The organism is Burkholderia sp. 4M9327F10 (genome assembly GCF_005503145.1).
GTDB lineage: Bacteria > Pseudomonadota > Gammaproteobacteria > Burkholderiales > Burkholderiaceae > Paraburkholderia.
Genome location: NZ_SCNV01000071.1, coordinates 18,276 through 38,439, shown reverse-complemented (window position 1 = coordinate 38,439; position 20,164 = coordinate 18,276). Strand labels below are relative to the sequence as shown.

The window sequence follows — 20,164 nt, the reverse complement described above, 5'->3', positions numbered from 1 at the left end:
TCGCATCCGCTGCTTGCGCAGCGGACGCTTCCGGCGGCCTAACCTTCCTGCGCCGACAAAATGCCCGATCGGCGTCGTGCGTCAGGCAAACTGAATTTTGCAGGCCCGACTACCTAGCACCTTCGGCTAGAGATTTCCGGCTCCAGCGTGCGCGAGATCGAGACGGGGCTTCCGATCAAGGATCTGTACCGTCAGCACGGCTTTTCGGAAGCCAGCTACTCTGCGCTTTGTACATCTTCGTCAAGCATACGCAGGGCCGCCTTCTCGGCGTTGGCAACATGGAGCCTCGCCGCAGCCTCCGCAGCCTCTGCATTGCGCGCCTTGAGGGCCTTGTATAGCTTGTCGATCTCCCGCAAGCTACTAGGCAAGCGATCGGGATGCATCAGGGAAGTTGCTCGCAGCAGATTCACTCTGGAATAGAGGCTCGTCAAGATCTCCTTAGCCAGCGCGTTACCGCAGTTGCCAAGCAGGACGTCATAGAGATCCCCCTTTGCCTTGAGGACACCCTCCTGATCGCCGGCAAAGCCGGCGGCTTTCAGCGCCTGGACACACTCGCCAAATCTGGCTAACGCAACGTCATCCGCATGCCGGGTAAATCCTGCTGCTGCAAAACCTTCGAGCAACCCGCGGATCGCGTAAAGCTCAGACGCCTCCTGCCGATTCATAAGCGCCACCATTGGCCCCTTGTGCGGCACAATGCGTACGAGCTTTTCCGCTTCAAGCTTGCGCAGCGCCTCCCTAATCGAAGTCCGGCTCACGTTGAGTGACTCGCACAACTCTCGTTCAATGAGGCGTGCCCCGGGCGCCAAGCGCCCCGACATAATGGCCTGCCGAAGCGCCTGCTCCACTTGATGACGCAAGGTCTCCGGCCGAATCAGGTCCATCTCGGCTGCCATAATGTAATCCCGTCAGACAATATACACACCAAGATGATACCCCAGTCGCTCGCGTTGCAGAAGGAGTGAAGCAAAGGAGCTGCTGGCACCCGATCAAAAATCTACGTCCTTCGTTTCCGGTCCGATGATGGCACCGACTGCGGCAATTATGCCTCCAGCACATAGCAAGATCGCCGGCGCGGCGTGCCCCGGCGTAACGGCACTGAGTCCGGTGAGATAGAAGGCGTAGAAAGACGGAATGATGACCGACAAGCTGAAGCTAACTCCGAACCCCGTCGCTCTCACATCGGTCACGAAACGTTCATTGATGTACGTGAGAAGCCCCCCCCACGGTGAAGTCACCAAGATGGCGAGTACACATACTAGGGATACCGTGGACACCAACGAAAGGCGCGCTACGTTGGCCAGAACAAAGAGCATTCCAGATCCGGCCGTGGCAATCAACAGGGAGACGACGATGAAGAAGTTCCTGCGCCCTATCGACTGACTCAGAACACCAGCGCCTACATAGCTGAAGATCATCAGCGTATAAGTAACCACCAGCGTCGCGCTCGACTGAACGTAGTTTAGATGAAGGATGTTCGTGAGCAAGCCGACCGGAAGAAACAACGTTATGATGTTTTGAGTGGTCCAGAGCCCTGTCATTAATAGGAACACTTGCGCCAGACTTCGTGCACTTTTGCCTCGAATCAAATCCGTCAACGGCAGACGGTCGACCTTTCCCATGGCTTCCGCACGCCATACCTCCGACTCCTCGACCTTGAACACATAGTAAGCGCTCAACGCAGCCGCAAGCAGTGAACCGATCATAAATGGAATACGCCAGCCCCACTGCGCGTAAGGCGAAGATGCTCCATCTAGTGGGAACAGAGCGAACATCAGCGCCGCGAGCAGATTAGTGGTCAGATAGGCCGCAGGGAAACCCGCAATGATCAAACCACCTACAAAGCCACGTCGATCCTTCGGCGCTGATTCGATAGCCAACGGAATCGGCCCTGTATACCCCCCGCCAAGAAAAATTCCATCAACAAAACGCAACAACACCAGTAACCAATACGACATCATGCCGATGACTTCGTAACCGGGCAACAATGCGATGAGCATGGTGACGGTCGCGAAGCCTGCGCTTGATAAAATGGAGGCGTTCCGACGGCCAACGCGATCCGCTATGACGCCGAATATCAAGGCACCCAGCGGTCGCCCAAGCAACGTGGTGACAAACACCAACGAAGTCAACGGAGAATCGACCAAGTTGCTCGGCTGAAAGAAGAACAGTACGGGTGACAGTACAGCCACTGGAAGAAAGACGTCGAACATGTCAACGAATTCGGAGAAAAACGCACCTCTGATAGCACGCCTTCTCGTCGAGTCGTCAGGCTGTTCGGACGTAGCAGCAGTCGCCACGCACTGAGTTGATACTTCCATGATGCCCCCGATTTCCTATGCTCTTTCGTGTCCAGGATTCAGACGAGCTACCGCTCTTTGACATTTTGCACAGGTCACAGTGGCATCGTTCGGCGCACCTGCTCGCGGCGGTTGTGCAATCGAATCGGACGGAACCACCACGCCATCATCACTTGGCAGCGTCTTCATCGTATTCCTTGATAGTTTCGCTTGCCACACGGAACGCCGAGAGAGCCAGTGGTACACCGCAATACACTGCCGCGTGCATGAGCACCGACCGGATCTCTTCCTTGGTGACGCCGTTGCGAAGCGCACCCCTGACGTGCACCGACAGTTCGTGATGCTGGCTCATCGCCGTGAGCATGCCAAGATTGAGAAGACTGCGAGTCTTGAATGGCAAAGTGGTGTCGCCCCAGATCTCCCCCCAACAATACTCCGTGACAAGTTCCTGCATTGGACGATTGAATTCGTCCGCGCTTTCCCACGACCTCTCCACGTGACTTGCACCGAGTACCGCTTTCCGGTTCTCGAATCCGAGATCAAAACGACTGTTTCCGTTCATCGATTTCTCCCTGCTCCTAAATGGCCAACGTCGATCTACTTACATCGAAACCGGAAAATCCGTGCTCGTACGTATCACTCTTCGCCCGTGCTACGCATCAGTACTTCCGGATTAATAAGATTGGTGGGGGCACCCGTTTCGAAGGCCAGAACATTGTCAAATGCGCCACCGAATAATATTTCGTAGGTATCCTTCTCGACGTAGCCAAGATGGGGTGTCGCGACCACGTTTCTCATCCGGAACAACGGATGATCGGTCGCGGGCTCGACTTCGTACGCATCCACTGCTGCGAAGCCAGGCTTACCCCGTTCAAGTGCAGCCACCAGAGCGCCGCTTGAGACAAGATCGGCACGGCTGGTATTGACGAACACGGCAGTCTTCTTCATTTGCGCCAGGTCAGCCGCCGTGATCGACCCACGCGTCTCTTCGTTGAGACGAAGATGCACGCTCAGCACGTCGCTTTGACTGAAGAAATCGGCCCGGCTCGCAGCCGCCTCGAAGCCATCTTGCCGTGCGCGTTCAATCGACCCGATTCGACCCCACACGATCACCCGCATGCCAAACGCTTTCCCATAGCCCGCGACGATCTTGCCGATACTTCCGTAGCCGAAGATGCCCAAGGTACGGCCGCGCAAGCAGGTACCGATAGACTCGCGCTGCCAGTTGCCAGCCTTCGCGTTCGCGACCTCCTGCGGCACCTTCCGAACAGCCGCGAGTACCAGAGCCCACGTCAACTCCGCGGGTGCGTAGGCATTACCTCCACTCGCGGCCACTGCCACACCGCGTCGGGTGCAGGCTGCTACGTCAATGTGCGCTACCCCCTTACCCGTCTGGCTGATCAGACGTAGGTTAGGCAGACGGCTCAAAAGCGCATCGTCTATAACGGTGCGTTCCCGGATCGGAACTAACACGTTTGCATCGACAAGACGCGCTGCCAGTTCCTCGACATCCGTAACGACGTCTTGATAGATGTCCACGACATGCTCACGGAGCTTCTCGAATACGTCCAAACTCCGCACCGCGTTCTGGTAGTCGTCGGGAATAGCAATTCTCAAAGTCGTTACCGCAGCTTTAGTTTCATTCATGGTTAATACTCCCATTTCAATCACATCTTTCCGCCGTAAACTACTCATTCATCAAGGCGTTCACCTCGCATTCGCACTAGCACCCTAGGTCGTCGGCCCAACGAACATTTTCTCCACTTGCATGTCACGGAACGTATACGGTATTCCTCCTACGCCAAGGCCCGACGCGCGAAGCCCTGCAAACGGCATCCAGTCCGCTCGAAATGCAGTGTGATCGTTGATCATGACCGCGGAGGCATCGAGGCCAGAGTAGGCCTGCATCGCCGTTCCGTAGTCGCGAGTAAATATCGCGGCCTGAAAGGCCACAGGCAAGGCATTGGATCGCTCGATAGCGTCTTCCAGCCGATCGTATGCATAGACCGCAATCACCGGGCCGAATACTTCCTGGGTACTGATCCGACAGTCCTCGGGTGGATTCAATAAAACCGTAGGCGCATAACACGACGGGATTGCCAAGCGGCGCCCGCCAGCAATAAGTTCAGCATGACCGGCGACGGCCTCCTGCACCCACTCATCCCCGCGCTCAACTTCGCTCGACCGGATCAGCGGTCCGACGTCCGTCTCGGCAAGCGTAGGGTCACCCACCAACAGAGAATTCGCGAACTCACCTAGCCTGACCGCCACGTCCCGGCAAATTGACGAATGCGAAAATACACGTTGAACGGAGACGCAGACCTGCCCCGCGTGATAAAAGCCGCCTTTCGCAAGCTTGGGAATGGCCGCATCGAGATCGGCATCCGCCGCGACAATGACTGGTGCGACGCCTCCGTGCTCCAATGCACAACGCGCGCCTGGTGCAAGCTTCGATCTCAGGTTCCAGCCAATCTCCCCGCTTCCAATAAAACTGAAGAATCCGACACGCCAGTCCGAGACGAGACGCATCGCGATCTCTTGCGTGGCCGTGATGACCGGTTGACCCCATTCATCAGGCAGGCCTGCCTCTCGAAGGATTTCCATGAACGTCAAACACGAGAGTGGTGTGTTGGTCGCAGGTTTTACGATGAACGGACATCCCGCGGCTACGGCTGGGCCGATCTGGTGCACGATCAAGTTAAGTGGATGATTGAACGCGCTGACAGCAACCACCACGCCAATTGGTTCCGATTGCGTGAAAGCCACTCGCCCTTGAGTGGCAGCTGTCAGGCACATCGGAATCACATGACCACGTGCGCCGCGCAGCAACTCCGCACAATTCAGTACTCCATCGATAGCTCGCGCAACTTCGACGCGTGCGTCCATCAGCGGTTTGCCACCTTCGCGAGCCACCAGCATGGCAAGCTCGACGGCACGATCGCTCATAAGCGTCGCCGCCCGACGGGGGAATTCCAAGCGCTGCGTGAGGGGAAGCCAGACCGCTCGATTGCGGAGCAGCCGATAAGCTGTTTCGAGCATCTGGTCGACCGCGGCGGAATCTGCGGTTTGAACCGTTGCGAGGAGCGTACCGTCAAACGGAGAGCGCACTTCCTTGGAAGGGCCCCGCGAGCTCCCGTCGGCAATCATCAATCCGTAGTGCGGGACGGTCATTATTTCCTCATGGATATGTTGGTGCGCGACGCTCACGGAAAGGTCACGCCGACCGCACGCGCTGCTACTTTCGCAATTTCAGTGTGGTCGTGGCCCGCGCCGAGGTTATCAAGCGCCTCCGACCATGCTGTCTGGCATGCCGATGAGATCGGAACGATTGCGTCGAGTTGATCGGCCAATTGCAGTGCGATACCGATGTCCTTTACCAACAGATCAAGAGAAAACCCCGCAGCGAATGTTCCTGACAATAGAAACTGCTTGAATTTAGTTTGCGTGTTGTAGTTCATTCCAGATGAGGAATTCAGGACATCGACGACCTGATCTGGATCCAAACCGAACTTCTTCGCGATCAGCAATGCTTCGAGTGCAATGAGAAAACTGCCGGCTTGCGCGAGATTGTTGAGTGCCTTCATCACCTGCCCCGCACCGATCGATCCCATCCTCGTGACTGATCTCCCCAGCGTGCGCAGAATCGGCGTGATCGATTCAATCGTTTTTGCCCCGCCGCCCGCGATAATCGTCAGATCCGCTGTAATGGCGCGGCGAGTTCCGCCGGATACGGGCGCGTCTACCAGCTCAATGCCTCGTGCCTCCAACTCGGCGGCCAACTCCACCGTTTCTCCCGGCACGCCTGAGCTCATATCAATCGCGACGGCACCAGGACGCAGCGCGCTCGCGATACCGTTCTCTCCCAACACTATTGCCCTGACGACCTTGCTTGTCGGCACCATAGTGATGACGATTTGTGCCGCCGTGCCAACATCGCGCAAGGATGCGCATGCGTGCCCGCCTACCTCGGCGGTGAATTTCTCCAGGGTCTCAGGCATTGCGTCGAATGCAAATACTTCATACCCACCCTTGACCAGATGGCTGGCCATCGGCCAACCCATCGCGCCTAGCCCAACAAACCCGATTGCCCTATCCATACCGCGACTCCGTACTTATCCGCCTGCCTGCAATCAGCCGACGTGTCGTGAACAATTGGAACGCCACCGCACCGAAGCTAAACGCGTATCGTCGCGAGGACACAGTCGGTTCTGGCCGACTGATGATTCCACCTCTCATTCGGATAGCGCATTGCCCTTCGTTTCGTTGATCACGTCGGCGGCGATCTTGAAACTATCGAGCGCCGCCGGCACGCCGCAATAGATACAGGCTTGCAACAGCACTTCCTGAATCTCTTCCGGCGTCGCTCCGTTGTTCAGTGCGCCGCGGACGTGCAATCTGACCTCATTCGGACGGTTGAGAGCGCTCAGCATCCCCAGATTGATCAGACTGCGGGTCTTGCGGTCCAGCAACGGCCGGGTCCAGATCGCACCCCAGCACCACTCCGTCGTCATTTTCTGCATCGGTTTCATGAAATCATCGACTTCATTGACCGACTTGTCGACGTACTCCGAGCCAAGCACTTCGCGGCGCACGGCCAGTCCCTTCCTGAACTCAGGGGTATCGAACTCCGGGGGTAACGGCATTCCGCTTCTCCTTGAACAATGTTCTGCGAACAACACCTAATCGGGCAGGGCCTGATTGCTTGTCTCCGGCATGAGCCACGGAACCAGTATGCCCACCAAGTAGATACAGCCGATTGTCAATGCCGCTTCGGACGCACCGCCAAAGGAGCGGATCATCTCCCCTGCAATAATCGGAAAGACCCATGCCAACAACCGAGCACCGTTGAAGATGAGACTGATTGCACTTGCACGAACCGAGGAGGGAAACAGCTCAGCCGGATAAATTGCCATCCATACGTACGCGCACCCGAGCGTAAAGAATCCGTTGACTGGCGCCACATAAAGCATCGTTCCTACAGACTCGACCCACCCATAGGTCACGATCGTCATGACGAAGCACCCGACGAAGGACAGAGAAATAAACGCACGACGGCCGATCGCATCGACGATAAAACCAGCGACGGTATATGCGACGATCGCGCCGACGGTATAAGCGATCGAAACTCTTGGCCCCCAGGCTGTCGCATCTGCAACACCTTGAGCCTTGGCGATTGCTACTGCGTGAACCGGCAACCATGTCGAAATAGCCCACCATCCGACTGACGTGACGACTGAAAGAACCAATGCAAGCAGCGTTCTACGTCGCGACTCAGGTTTGCGGAAAAGATATGCGAGCGGAAACGGCCTTTTCCCGTCTCGATGTTCGGCAGATGGCGTGCGCGTGTCATTACTGTCGATCCATTGTCTATTCTTCACCGCCTCCATCCATTTTTCGGATTCCTTAACACTAAGGCGAAGATATAGAACGAAAATTGCCGGCACGGCACCAATCATAAACATCAACCGCCATGTATCTGACCCTAGTGGATTCAACGATGAGAGGCCATACCAGATGCTCGCCGCGAGGAACGTACCCCAACCGTAACCCGATTGCAGAAAGCCTGCTCCTTTCGCTCGCGCCCTCTCCGGCCATGTTTCCGATACTAGCGCGATGCCTGTGCTCCACTCGCTACCCATGGCCAAACCGATCAGAAAGCGTAATGCACAAAGTGTCCAGAAGTCGTCGGCCGCCGCAGTAACGCCCGAGAAAACTGCGTATAAGAACACCGACCACATCATCACCTTCTTTCGCCCAAGATAGTCCGCCAGCACGCCGCCTACCAACCCACCGATGCCCCATCCCAGCAAAGTCATACCAAGCAACAGTCCTGCGTAAAACGTCGGCGTAACCGACTGCGCTGGAGTAAGAACCGTATGTAGCAAAGGCACCATAACGACGATGAGCGTCAGCGCTTCATATCCATCGAAGATCCAACCAAGGAAGCTTCCCAGAAGGATCTTCCAATGCATCTTCGTCAGTCCGTCGGACCACCCTTTCCTTGCAGTGACCATCGTCTCGTCTAGCGCCATTGCCTGTCTCCACCTTGATTTATCTCGCGCTCGCTATCTCAGCCTTACCCGTTTGAGCTTCGAGGATGCTTACCGGAACGAAAGTTCAATGTGCCTGCTCCCGACCAACGTCCTCCACCTCACCCTCACCAGATTCGCTGATCAAATTATATTCATGTCATACAATCGGTCAATCATAAAATTTGTAATATTCAACGGAGCAAGATCTGAGAGCGTCGAGTCGACTTCGGGGACCGCCGCATACCACCGCCCCCCCCGGGAAGACTGTCTCAGTCTCGGGTTGACCAGGTATGCGATTGGAAGAACAGCTTGTGTGGGGTGAGCCGGCCCATGTTGAGCAAGTGGCAGATAGCGACCGATAAGAACACCGGATTGGACTTGATTGCTGACTTTCTTCAAGCTCAACTGCTGCTCGCGTCTAGAAAAGCCGAGACCAATCCATAGGCGAGTCCGGCTGCTCCCAGCTCGATGATCGGCTACAAGGGTCGACAAGCGACTCCGGCGTAGGCCGACGCCCATCAGATGCCGCCGCGTTCGTTTGCCGACATACCAGCAAGGTGCGTCCCTATCGCTAACCCATGTTATCGATAGGGCTACATTTTTTGGCAAAACTCCCATTTCGGGAAACGCGCCACCCCTGACCTGCAGCTCCATTGCCATCACGTTGCCTATAATCTCCGGATGCCGAACGTTCCGTCGCCACCATCTTTTCCTGACACCGCGTCCCTGTCCGCGCTACGTGCGTGGTACGCAGGTGTCGGCTCGCGCGAGGCGGTCGAACGTTATTGCCCGCACGCACTCGACGGTGGCAGGTCTGCGCGCGGCGTGATCGGACGCATTCGCCGGCAACTCGCTGGTTTTGCGCTCAGCCGTCACCGCACCGATCTCGTCCCGCTGTTCCAGTGCACCGCCAGCGAACGGGCCCGTCACCGCAGGGCCGTGACCCGGGCGCTGGATATCCTGCCGACACTTGCGTTCCCGCAACCACAGGTGAGTGATCTGATCGACGCATGGCTGTCACCGCGCGTCGTTTCAGTGCTGCACCGGCACGGCATCCGGACACTGACCGATCTGACCGTCCGGATTCCCCGTCGCCGGCGCTGGTGGCGCGCGATTCCCGGACTCGGCATGCGCAGCGCACGTCACGTTGAAGCCTTCTTTGCCGCCCACCCGCAGTTGACCGAACGGGCTCGCGCACTGGTCGTGACGGCGATGCGGGAACCCGTGGTGCCGTGGGAGAATATCCGTGTGCCGCATGATGTCGACGGCTCGCGCGGCACCTTTCGCGCGCCGAAGACGATGTGCGCACTCGATGCCGATAACGACTGGCAGGCCATCAGCGCATGGCTCGAACGGCGCGAGGCCGTCGAGACGCAGCGTGCCTATCGCAGGGAAGCCGAGCGCCTGCTGCTCTGGGCGATCGTCGAGCGTGGCCGCGCGCTGTCGTCGTTGACGAGCGAGGATGCGACGGCATACCGCGCATTTTTGCGTCACCCGGCACCGCGCACCCGCTGGGTCGCACCCGCACGCCCACGATCATCGCCCGAATGGCGGCCGTTCACGGGCGCGCTGTCGCCGGACTCCATCGCCTATGCACTGTCGGTGCTCGGCGCGATGTTCCGTTGGCTGATCGAACAACGATACGTGCTGGCGAATCCATTCGCGGGCCTCAAGGTACGTGGCGCGCAGCGCAACGGAGAACTGGATGTCGCCCGTGCCTTTACGGCCGGCGAGTGGGAACTGGTCCGGACCATTGCCGATGGGCTGGAGTGGTCGTACGGCTGGACGGTCCCCGCCGCGCAACGCCTGCGCTTCGTGCTCGACTTCGGTTATGGAACCGGCCTGCGGGCGGCCGAGCTGGTCGGCGTCACGCTCGGTGGCATCGAACACGGCGCGCGCGGCGAACGGTGGCTGCATCTGACCGGCAAGGGCGCGAAGGTCGGCAAGGTCGTACTGCCGCCGCTTGCCCGCTTCGCGCTGGACCAGCACCTGGCGCAGCGCGGCCTGCCCGTAAGCCCGGCGCGATGGTCGCCGGATACGCCACTGCTCGGCCATCTCGATACGCCCGGCGGGATCACCACGCCGCGGTTGAGAGATATCCTGCGCCGCTTCTTCCATGCTGCGGCCGACAGCATCGAGGCGGATCACCCGCAGCTTGCCGGCAAGCTGCGGCGAGCGACACCACACTGGATGCGCCATACGCACGCGACACATGCCCTCGCTGGCGGCGCCACGCTGACGAGCGTAAGAGACAACCTGCGTCACGCGTCGATTTCGACGACCTCAGTCTACCTGGATGACGACGAAGTGCAGCGCATGCGGCAGATCGAAGGCATCTTTGCACGGCGGACTTCCGTGTGACAATCGCCCATGATCCCGTCTATCCAGTTCTGCCCGCTGCGCCGGGCGAGACAGAACTGGCCGCGTTCACGCCGACACCCGCCGAGATCCGCTACGTGCGCCGACAGGTCCGTCAGGAGTCGACGGCGGTTCTGTTCATGACGCAGATGAAGCTGCTGCAACGCCTGGGCTATTTCCCGATGCTGGCAGACGTGCCGCTCGTGATCGTCGACCATGTTCGACTGGCGCTGCGCGCCCGCCCACTGCAACGGGCAGCCATCACGCGCTACGATCAGTCCGGCACCCGGATCCGCCATCAGAAACTGCTGCGCATCCACCTCGGCATTCACCCGTTCGACAACGACGACATGACGTGGCTCGCCGAACTTGCCCGCGAAGAGGCACGGACAAAGGCCGAACTGCCCGACATCGTTAATGTCCTGCTCGAGGAACTGGTCCGGCGTCGCTACGAGTTACCGCCGCTCGCGACGCTGCAGCGGATAGCCGCGCAGGGGCGCAACGCAGTCAACGAGGCGATCTACCGGGACATCATCAGCGGCCTCGACGACACGCTGAGAGGCCGACTCGACGCGCTGCTGATCGTCACGAGCGGCAAATCCGGCTGGGAGGACCTGAAGCGGGAGCCGAAGAAGCCGACCACACGTGCGGTCGCCAGCTTCCTGAAGCACATTGATGGCATCCGGGCGTTCGCCGACGGACTACCGGGATTGCCCGAAAGGTTATCGGTCAGCAAGCGTGAGCAGCTTGTCATCGAGGCACGTGCGCTTGATGTCGCGGAACTCAGGTCGCTCAAGATCAACAAGCGCTACGCGCTCGCCGTACTGTTCATCCAGGCACAGCTTCAGAAGGCACTCGACGACGTCGCAGAAATCTTCATCAAGATCATGCGCAGGTACGAGGCCTATGCGAAGACGAAGATGCAGAAGTACCGGCTCGATCATGCGGAGGCCGTCGACGGCCTGGTCGGACAGTTCCGCGACGTACTGCAGATTCTCCAGGACGATGAAGTGTCGGAGCGTCAGCGGTTGCCGAAGATTCGTGCGGCGCTCGGCGACCCGGCCGCCACGCTCGTACAGTGCAACGATCACATTGCCTACGCCGGGAATTTCGATCTGCCGTTCATGCTTGTGCCATACAGGACACAGCGCTCTTTGTTGTTCCTGTGCCTGGACGCGTTGCCGTTGTGCTCAAGCTCCCAGGACCGGTCCGTGCTGATCGCGCTCGCATGGCTGCAGGGGTTCCGCTCCGCGCATCGTGAATATCTGCTGCTCACGGACAACGATCTCGCGAATCTGCCGCTCGACTGGATGCCTGAGAAATGGGGGCGCGCCGTGTTCCCGCACGGGCGCGACAGCCGCATGCTGCATCGGCGCTTCTTCGAACTGTGCGTGTTCCACCAGATCATGCGCGAACTCAATTCGGGCGATCTCTATGTCGAAGGCAGCGATCAATACGACGACTATCGGATCCACGAGGTTTCGGACGAAGAATTGCGGCGCGAACTGCCTCGCTATTGCGAAACGGTTGGCCTGCCCACGGACGCGAAGACTTTCGTGAAGCAGTTGCGCGAGCAACTGGGCACGGCGCTGGACGAGACCGATGCTGGCTTCCCTGAGAACGACAGCATCGAGATCGGTAACGACGGGCTGATCATCCATAAACCGGGCAAGGAACCCGAACTGCCCAGTCTCACGCTGATCGATCAGGCCATCAAGGCATCGATGCACGAAGTCAGTATCCTGGATCTGCTCACCGAGACCGAGCAGTGGCTCGATCTCCATAAACTGTTCGGACCTCTGTCCGGCTTCGACGCGAAGGTCGATGATCCGCGCAAGCGCTTCATCAGCACACTGTTCTGCTACGGCTGCAATCTCGGACCGAGCCAGACCGCGCGCTCGGTGAAGGGGCTCAGCCGCAAGCAGGTCGCGTGGCTGAACCTGAAGCACGTGACCGAAGAACGCCTCGACAGGGCAATCGTGAAGGTGGTTAACGCGTTTAACCAGTTCGCGTTGCCGAAATACTGGGGCAGCGGCAAGCATGCATCGGCTGACGGCACGAAGTGGAGCCTGTACGAGCAGAATCTGCTGTCGGAGTATCACTTCCGGTATGGCGGCTACGGTGGGATCGGCTACTATCACGTGTCGGACATGTACATCGCGCTGTTCAGCCACTTCATTCCGTGCGGCGTGCACGAAGCGGTCTACATCCTCGACGGCCTGATTGAGAACGGTGCCGACATCAAGCCAGATACGATCCACGGCGATACGCAGGCGCAAAGCGGCCCCGTGTTCGGACTGTCGTACGTGATGGGCATCGGATTGATGCCGCGCATGCGCAACATCAAGGACCTGGTGCTGTACAAGGCCGACAGGCGCCGCAAATACGAACACATCGACAGCCTCTGCCGGCAAACGATCGACTGGAGTCTGATCGAGCGGCATTACGCGGACATGATGCGCGTTGCCGTGTCGATCAAGGCGGGCCGGATGACGCCGTCAACGATCCTGCGCCGCCTCGGGTCCGAAAGCACGAAGAACAAGCTGTATTTTGCGTTTCGTGAGCTCGGGCGTGTGATCCGGACGCTGTTCCTGCTCAAGTATCTGAACGATCCGGAACTGCGCCGCACGATCCACGCGCAGACGAACAAGAGCGAGCAGTTCAACGACTTCGCCCAGTGGCTGATGTTCGGCGGCGAAGGCGTGATCGCCGAGAACGTGCGGCACGAGCAGCGCAAGATCATCAAGTACAACCACCTCGTGGCGAACATGGTGATCCTGTACAACGTGCAATGGATGTCACGCAAGCTGAAGGAGTTGCAGGAGAAGGGACATCCCATCGACGCCGAGGTGCTCACAAGGCTGTCGCCCTATCGGCGCGAACACATCAACCGGCTTGGCGATTATCTGCTGGACCTGCTGCGTCCCATCCTGCCGCTCGATCCGACCATCGATTTCCAATTTAAATCAGTCGCTTAGGTCGAGATGTGGCGGATTTTTAACGAATCCCGGCCAACCCTCAAACCTGTCGGCGGAGCTTCCGGGCGGCGGTTGGCCGCTGGGGGCGTTGGTCGAAATTATGATTTCGCACCCTGGTTCCGGCGAAATCAGACTGCTAGCACCCGCGCTCGCGAACGGTCGGATGCCGGTAGCCTTGATCGCACCTCCCCACGAACCTGCTGCGGCTGGCTGGTCGCATATCGGGATCGCCGTCGATCGCCTGCTGGTTGTGCGTGCGCCCCGAACATCCGACGCATTGTGGTCTGCAGAACAGATCCTTCGTAATGGAACCTGCTCTGCATTGATTCTCTGGCAGCAGCACATTCAGGTTTCCTCGTTGCGACGTCTGCATCTGGCAGCGAAGGCTGGCAACACGCTGTTTTGCCTGATGCGCCCACTGGCGGCTGCTCAGGACGCGTCACCGGCAGAGCTCCGAATTGCAGTGCGGGCAACGGAGAACGGAGCCAGTGTTCAAATTCTGAAGCGTAAGGGTCCGTCCCTAGATGACAGCATGTTTATCGAACTGCGACCGACACCAGTACTCATTAGTCCGCGCGGCCGCGTACCTCGTTCGGTTCGGGAAACCTCTTTTCAGGACGCGGGTCGGCTTTTTACCGAACGCGAAAAGATTCTGGAGTAGCGATTGAATGCGCGCGGCGCCCGACATCACGTTCAGCCCTGCCCTCCAAGTCCCGACGCGAGATCTCGTCTACGCGAGCGGCCCCTCGCCTCGCGTTTTCCACGGCTACGCCCGGTTGCAACCGCGCCTGATCGTCACCTTTGACTTCGTTTGAGGGGGCCGAACAAGGTTCGTTATTATGCTCTGCCTTATGCGCTGCAGCGCATAAACGCTTACCTTGTTCATCCCCCAGTGCGAAAGGATTGTGAATCTACCCTAAATCCTAGCAAAAAACGTCCGTTAGTGATTTTGCGGGCGATGAGATCTGGTCTCTGACGCCCGTAAACTCAACGAGCCAAAAATGAGGATCCTGATGCGGAAAATTTTCCTTACCACCGTTGTTGCATTTGGCCTGCTCGCCGCGGGTGTTGTTCCAGCTTACGCAGCGAGCGACTTTTGTCAGACGGCAGGCCATTATGAAGGAAAGTATGACGGACAATATGACAACGGCACCGTGAGCGCCGACGTCAACGAAAGAACGGGTGTTGTGACGGGAGAAGCGTATTCAGCCCGGAGTGGCAAGACGATTCCTGTCGCCGGAGTCCTCGACAGTAGCGGCGCGATGACGACCGCGGGAGTTCTCGGCTCAGGCTCCGTGTTCGAAGGTCACTTTCTCGGTGACGGTGAAGCATCCGGTAATTGGTCACAAAACGTTCTGTTGAACGGCGATACCGTCAAGGTTGGCGGAGCTTGGGCTCTTGAGCGAAAGTACGTTTCGCAGGGTTGCCAGTAACGATCGGTTGCTGTTCCGGGCGGGGACCTGGCGCCACGTCTGCCGCGTCGCGCTTACCCGAGCCCGGAGCCAGCTACATGAGATTTCACGTTACCGCAATCTGTGTGGACCGAGCTAAATCACAACCGGGGCAATCGATATAAGCCGGGTTCAACAATCAGAAAATATTTCCTTCTTATCTACTGAGCATTTTCAACGGAAATAGATTCCGAATTAACAATCTTTTTCAACAGGTTATTGGGTTTGTGAGACCGGATTTGGTAGTATCCGCTTAAGCCGCCCTTTGTATATACCGAACGCCGTGATGCCCAGCAATGGGTGATTGGGTTATCCGCGATACGACAATTGCAGAAGGGTCCGTAAAGAGAGTTAAACAAAATGTAGAAAGACGGATTCGCAATGAGTGTGGCAAATAATATTGGGCTGTCCATGCGGGGCCTGATTCAGCAGGATCGACTGGTAACGCTCGACACGCCGCTCGGCGCCAATACGTTGTTACCGCAGCGGATCGTAGGCTGTTCCCGCATCGGTCGCGACTTTGAGTTCACGGTGGACGCGGTTTCGACCACGGAGCGCATCGAACTCAAGCAACTCATCGCGCAGCCGGTGACCCTTTGGATACAGCAGGCCGATAGTTCGTACAAGCCGCATAACGGCTACGTTCACACGGCAAGACGGCTGGGTGCGGACGGTGGGCTCACGAGTTTTCAGCTCAGCTTTGCCTCGTGGATGCATTTTCTGCGATTCCGTCGTGATCAGCGGATCTGGCAGGACAAAAGCGTTGACGAAATCGTAACGGACATCTTCAACGCGCATCCTCAGGCAAAGGGGGTGTTCCGCTTTGCCCTGTCGTCGCCACTCCCTGCCCGATCCTACTGCCGGCAGGATGAGGACGACTGGAACTTCGTGCACCGTTTGCTAGAGTCCGAAGGGCTCTATGGCGTCTGGCAGCAGGCACAGGATGGCAAGTCCCACACCCTGGTTATCACGGACCGTCTGCTGACCCTCGGCACGCTCTCGCCGGAGACCGTGCAGTTCTATCGGGCTGGCACCAGGAACGAAGCCGATGCACTCACGCAATGGACGGGTAGCAGAACCATGCAAAGCGTCACGCTGACGACGCGTACCTTCGATTACAAGAATCCGTCCACCCCCTATAACCCCAAAGGCACCAGTGTGCCGACGATGCCGAACCAGGGAGCGCTTCCCGAGCAGGCGGAAGTCTACGAGTACACGGGGGCGTACACCTATCCCAGGCAGGATCGCGGCGATCAGCTCTCGCGCATCAGGATGGAAGAATGGGAGTCTCGTGCGAAGCGCTTCCACGGCGCCGGAGGGTTGAGGGGTGTCGATGCCGGCTTGCGCTTTATCCTTACCGACCATCCCGACCACGACGGTGACTCGCAAAGCCAGCGCGAGTTTGCCGTGATCGAGGTCGCATGGGCCATTGAAAACAACCTGCCGGTTTCAGCCAAGGGAAAAAGCTTTCCCCATAGCCTGCAGACCTCGCTTGCGGAGGCGCGCGCAAACCACGCTGGCGACGCACTCCCAAGCGTGCGACATATGGACGGCTCCGATGGCTTCTACCTGGTTGAGATCGAGGCGCAGAGGACAACCGTACCCTTCCGGAGTCCGCTTGAGCACGGCAAGCCCGAGATGCACCTTGAGTCGGCTATGGTTGTCGGCCCGAAGGGTGAAGAGGTATATACCGATGAGCTGAACCGCGTCAAGGTTCAGTTCATATGGGACCGCCTCAACAACGCCGACGACAGGGCGTCATGCTGGATTCGTGTCGCGCAGTCCGACACCGGTAACGGGTACGGCGGCGTCCATATACCCCGGGTCGGTGAGGAGGTCCTGGTCGACTATATCGGCGGCGACTGTGATCGGCCAATCATCACCTCGCGAATCTACAACGCGGTGACCAAACCACAGTGGCACACCGACGCCCTGCTATCCGGGTATCGGTCGAAGGAATACGGAGGTGCGGGCTACAACCAGATGGTCTTCGACGACTCCACCGGGCAGAACCGGGTCCAGCTTTATTCGACAAGCAGTCGCTCGCAGCTTCATCTGGGCTACCTTACGCAGCAGGACGGCAACAGTCGTGGTCGCTATCTGGGCGCCGGGTTTGACCTGAAGTCCGACGCCTACGGCGCTGTGCGCGCGGGCATGGGGCTTTACATCTCTACGCACCCCGCCTCTGTCGAGCAGCCCCTTGATGCGTCCGACACGCGTGATCAACTGACCCGCGCGCAAACGCTCATTGAATCGCTCTCCCAGGCGAGTATCACAGCGCAGGCTGAAGACCTGAGTATCGGGCAAAGCGCCTTGAAGGACTTCTCGCAGGGCACGGAGCAAGCGATAAGCGCGCCGGGCGCATCTGGTGGCAAGACTGGTGGCGGCGGTACCGGCAGCGCAAATGGCTTCTCGGCACCTCTGCTCCTCATCGGTAGCCCATCAGGAGTCGCGGTGGCCACGCAGAAGGCTGCTCATGTGAGCGCCGATCAGCAGGTGAATCTCGTGAGTGGCGACACGACCTACGTTTCGACGGGCAAGTCGCTCATAGCAAGCGCCGCTGAAAAGATCAGCTTGTTTGTACAGAAGGCGGGTATGAGGCTGATCGCGGCCAAGGGGAAAGTAGAAGTCAGCGCGCAGAGCGATGAAATCCGGGTGAGCGCTGCCGAGAACATCACGGTGACCAGCGCCAACGGTCGGGTGACCATACAGGCGAAAGACGAGTTGATCCTTCAGTGCGGAGGCTCCTACATCCGGATCACGCCCTCGGGAATCGAGGATGGCATGAGCGGTGCACGGGTTATCAAGTCGGCATCGTTCAGCCGTCAGGGTCCGAGTTCAATGGCCGAGCACTTCAACAGCCGGGAGACGACCGCATTCAACGATCCGTATGTGCTTCACGACAAGATAAGCGGTGAGCTGCTGAGGAACCATCCTTACGAGATCGCCCGTGGGGACGGCTCCATCATCAAGGGGATGACGGACGCCGAAGGCAAGACCTCTGTCCAGAAGAGTGACGATGTTGAGACCGTGCTGATTCGCATCCTGCCCCGCAGCGACACGGCCGGCTGACGGGTAAGTGAAATCGCATTGCCCACCGACGGGTTGACTACAGAACATGAGCAACGAGAATGCAGACACCGGCGCAGCGGGCGCGTCGGCTCCGAACGAAAGCGATACCGTTACGCACGTGGCGTTTCCAGATCCGGCTGGCGGTGCCACAGCGCGCGCTGTCCTGACACCGAACCAGGACACTCGCAGCAAGGTCGTCCACGCCGACCTGCGGCCGCCAATCCCGTTAATTTTCCTGCCTGGCGTCATGGGGACGTTGCTCGTGAACAAGAATACGGGCGGCACGGTGTGGGATCCTCCAAACACTGACCACGTGTCCTCGTACGGCAGCGGACTGTCGATTCTTACCGGGTGGTTCGCCGGCGCGTCCTCGCGCCAAAAGCGGTTTGATCCGACCCAGGCGATCGTCAATCCGAATGGACCGGTTGATGTAAGCGGTGGCGACGTGACGGAGCAGGAAGCCCGCCGGCGCGGTTGGGGCGCCTTGCATCGAACCAGCTATTCTCAGGTGCTGGCGTGGCTGGACCACCAGCTCAATAACCCCATGTTCCATGGCAAGTCCGTCGGGGTGTGGCAAAGCGGCGATCCGGAAGGCCAGCACTTTACGTTCAGGAGCCTGCTCGGCACGGCCCCGGCAAATTATGGCGCGAGCGGCTCGGGCGGCGCCCTGTCCAGTGAGTCCGACGAATTCAGACACTTCGCGCGTTACCGCTTTCCGGTCTACGCGATCGGATACAACTGGCTTCAGTCAAACCTCGATTCCGGCCGCGACGTGCTGAACGGGATCGACTTTGTCGATCCGAAAACCAGGAAAGTCACCCGGATCAAGGGCATCAAGGAAATCTGCGCAGAGAACAAAACCGACAAGGCCATCATCGTGACGCATTCGCTGGGTGGCATCGTCGCCCGTGTCGCGTCGGAAGTTCTGGGCGGTGCCGGATCGATCTACGGGATCGTACATGGTGTGCAACCGGCGACTGGCGCGCCGCTCGCGGCGAAGCGCTTTCGAACCGGCGGCGAAGGATTCATCAACCAGAGCCTGATGGGCGGTGACGACGCTGAATTCGTGGCTGTGACGGCGAATGCCCGAGGACCGCTTGAACTCGTGCCAATGCCCGATTATCACAACGGTGCCCCCTGGTGGACGGTCAAGGATCTGGATGGCAACGCCCTGATGTCGCTGCCGAAGAAAAGCGCGCTCACTGAAATCTATCTGAACTCCTCGTGGTACGGGCTGCTCCCCGACCCCAAGGTACTCGATCCTGCAGGCATTGTAACGAAGCGCCTCAAGCAGGCAGGCGGCCGCACGACTGTTCTGGGTAACTTCAGGACGACCATGACGGATGTCGTCAAACTGCAGAATCAGCTGGTGAGCAAATACCACACGAACACGTATGCGTTTTACGGCAACGGGGCACTCAAACCAAAAAGCCAGCCGACTGGTAGCGGCCAGACGAGTGATCAGAAAATGGAACCGAGCGCCGACGACTACCATCTGCTCACGTGGGGCAACGTGTATTGGACTGGCGATATCCCATCGGGCGTCTCCGAGCAGGAGTTGAAGGCGGCCCCGATGGTGAGCGACTACCACAACGGTGAAGTGCAGATCATTCTGCGCGGCAAGTGGGTATCTGTCACCGTGCAACAGGAGGCCTACATCCCACCGAGCGGGAAGGACGTTGGCATTATTCCCGGGGACGGGACTGTACCGATCTGGTCGTCCGAAGCCCAGGCACGGGGGGTAAAGCCCGATGTCGCCGGACCAGCCGCAGAGGGTGTCAAGATGGCGTTCACACAGGGCGGCTTCAGTCACCAGTTCTGCTACTCTCATCCTTGGGCGCGGTGGGCAACGCTCTATAGCATCGTGAAGATCGCGCAAAGTATCGAGGTTCCAGCACAATGAAGCAGCGCCTGACGGTTCGAGTTTTCAGACTGTTTTTACCAATACTGCTTGTTGCGTCCTCTGCGCATGC

At 58.7% G+C, this 20,164-nt stretch carries 14 protein-coding genes; 6 read left to right on the top strand and 8 right to left on the bottom strand.

What is annotated here, in order from left to right; translation table 11 throughout:
- Window positions 1-215: 215 nt before the first annotated feature.
- The 8 genes from FFS45_RS36250 to FFS45_RS36215 all read right to left on the bottom strand — a co-directional run bounded on the left by FFS45_RS36250 (window position 216) and on the right by FFS45_RS36215 (window position 8,332).
- On the bottom strand, window positions 216-896 hold the full coding sequence (locus FFS45_RS36250) for a GntR family transcriptional regulator (RefSeq protein WP_137959444.1): 681 nt from the start codon (window positions 894-896) through the stop codon (window positions 216-218).
- 93 nt (window positions 897-989) lie between these two features.
- A complete protein-coding gene (locus tag FFS45_RS36245; protein WP_137959443.1) occupies window positions 990-2,321 on the bottom strand; it encodes an MFS transporter in 1,332 nt (443 codons plus the stop codon).
- Between the two features lie 148 nt (window positions 2,322-2,469).
- Window positions 2,470-2,862 (bottom strand): carboxymuconolactone decarboxylase family protein, encoded by a 393-nt coding sequence (locus FFS45_RS36240; protein ID WP_137959442.1) that lies wholly within the window; start codon window positions 2,860-2,862, stop codon window positions 2,470-2,472.
- A 74-nt stretch (window positions 2,863-2,936) separates the two neighbouring features.
- Entirely contained in the window at window positions 2,937-3,917 is a 981-nt protein-coding gene (locus tag FFS45_RS36235) for a D-2-hydroxyacid dehydrogenase family protein (protein ID WP_137959449.1), read from the bottom strand.
- A gap of 114 nt (window positions 3,918-4,031) precedes the next feature.
- Complete coding sequence (locus tag FFS45_RS36230) at window positions 4,032-5,471, bottom strand: aldehyde dehydrogenase family protein (RefSeq protein ID WP_137959441.1); 1,440 nt, start codon at window positions 5,469-5,471, stop codon at window positions 4,032-4,034.
- 32 nt (window positions 5,472-5,503) lie between these two features.
- Window positions 5,504-6,397: an NAD(P)-dependent oxidoreductase gene (locus tag FFS45_RS36225; RefSeq protein ID WP_137959440.1), complete on the bottom strand. Its 894-nt coding sequence runs from the start codon at window positions 6,395-6,397 to the stop codon at window positions 5,504-5,506.
- 135 nt (window positions 6,398-6,532) lie between these two features.
- Entirely contained in the window at window positions 6,533-6,943 is a 411-nt protein-coding gene (locus FFS45_RS36220) for a carboxymuconolactone decarboxylase family protein (RefSeq protein WP_137959439.1), read from the bottom strand.
- Window positions 6,944-6,979: 36 nt separating this feature from the next.
- Window positions 6,980-8,332 (bottom strand): MFS transporter, encoded by a 1,353-nt coding sequence (locus tag FFS45_RS36215; RefSeq protein WP_249363070.1) that lies wholly within the window; start codon window positions 8,330-8,332, stop codon window positions 6,980-6,982.
- A gap of 681 nt (window positions 8,333-9,013) precedes the next feature.
- Between FFS45_RS36215 and FFS45_RS36210 the strand changes: the two genes are divergently transcribed.
- The 6 genes from FFS45_RS36210 (at window position 9,014) to FFS45_RS36185 (ending at window position 20,094) form a co-directional block, all read left to right on the top strand.
- Window positions 9,014-10,693 carry a phage integrase family protein gene (locus tag FFS45_RS36210; RefSeq protein ID WP_137959438.1) on the top strand — a complete coding sequence of 560 codons (1,680 nt, stop codon included), beginning with the start codon at window positions 9,014-9,016 and terminating at the stop codon, window positions 10,691-10,693.
- Window positions 10,690-13,668 carry a Tn3 family transposase gene (locus FFS45_RS36205; RefSeq protein ID WP_137959437.1) on the top strand — a complete coding sequence of 993 codons (2,979 nt, stop codon included), beginning with the start codon at window positions 10,690-10,692 and terminating at the stop codon, window positions 13,666-13,668. The genes FFS45_RS36210 and FFS45_RS36205 overlap by 4 nt, the downstream gene beginning before the upstream one ends.
- The gene (gene imuA / locus FFS45_RS36200) at window positions 13,586-14,329 is read left to right on the top strand and encodes a translesion DNA synthesis-associated protein ImuA (protein WP_171029850.1); all 744 of its coding nucleotides are present in this window, start codon (window positions 13,586-13,588) and stop codon (window positions 14,327-14,329) included. The genes FFS45_RS36205 and imuA overlap by 83 nt, the downstream gene beginning before the upstream one ends.
- Window positions 14,330-14,669: 340 nt before the next feature.
- Window positions 14,670-15,101, top strand: a complete 432-nt coding sequence (locus FFS45_RS36195; RefSeq protein ID WP_137959435.1) for a hypothetical protein — start codon at window positions 14,670-14,672, stop codon at window positions 15,099-15,101.
- 399 nt (window positions 15,102-15,500) lie between these two features.
- Window positions 15,501-18,191: a type VI secretion system Vgr family protein gene (locus FFS45_RS36190; RefSeq protein WP_137959434.1), complete on the top strand. Its 2,691-nt coding sequence runs from the start codon at window positions 15,501-15,503 to the stop codon at window positions 18,189-18,191.
- Window positions 18,192-18,453: 262 nt separating this feature from the next.
- Entirely contained in the window at window positions 18,454-20,094 is a 1,641-nt protein-coding gene (locus FFS45_RS36185) for a hypothetical protein (RefSeq protein WP_249363068.1), read from the top strand.
- Window positions 20,095-20,164 lie beyond the last annotated feature (70 nt).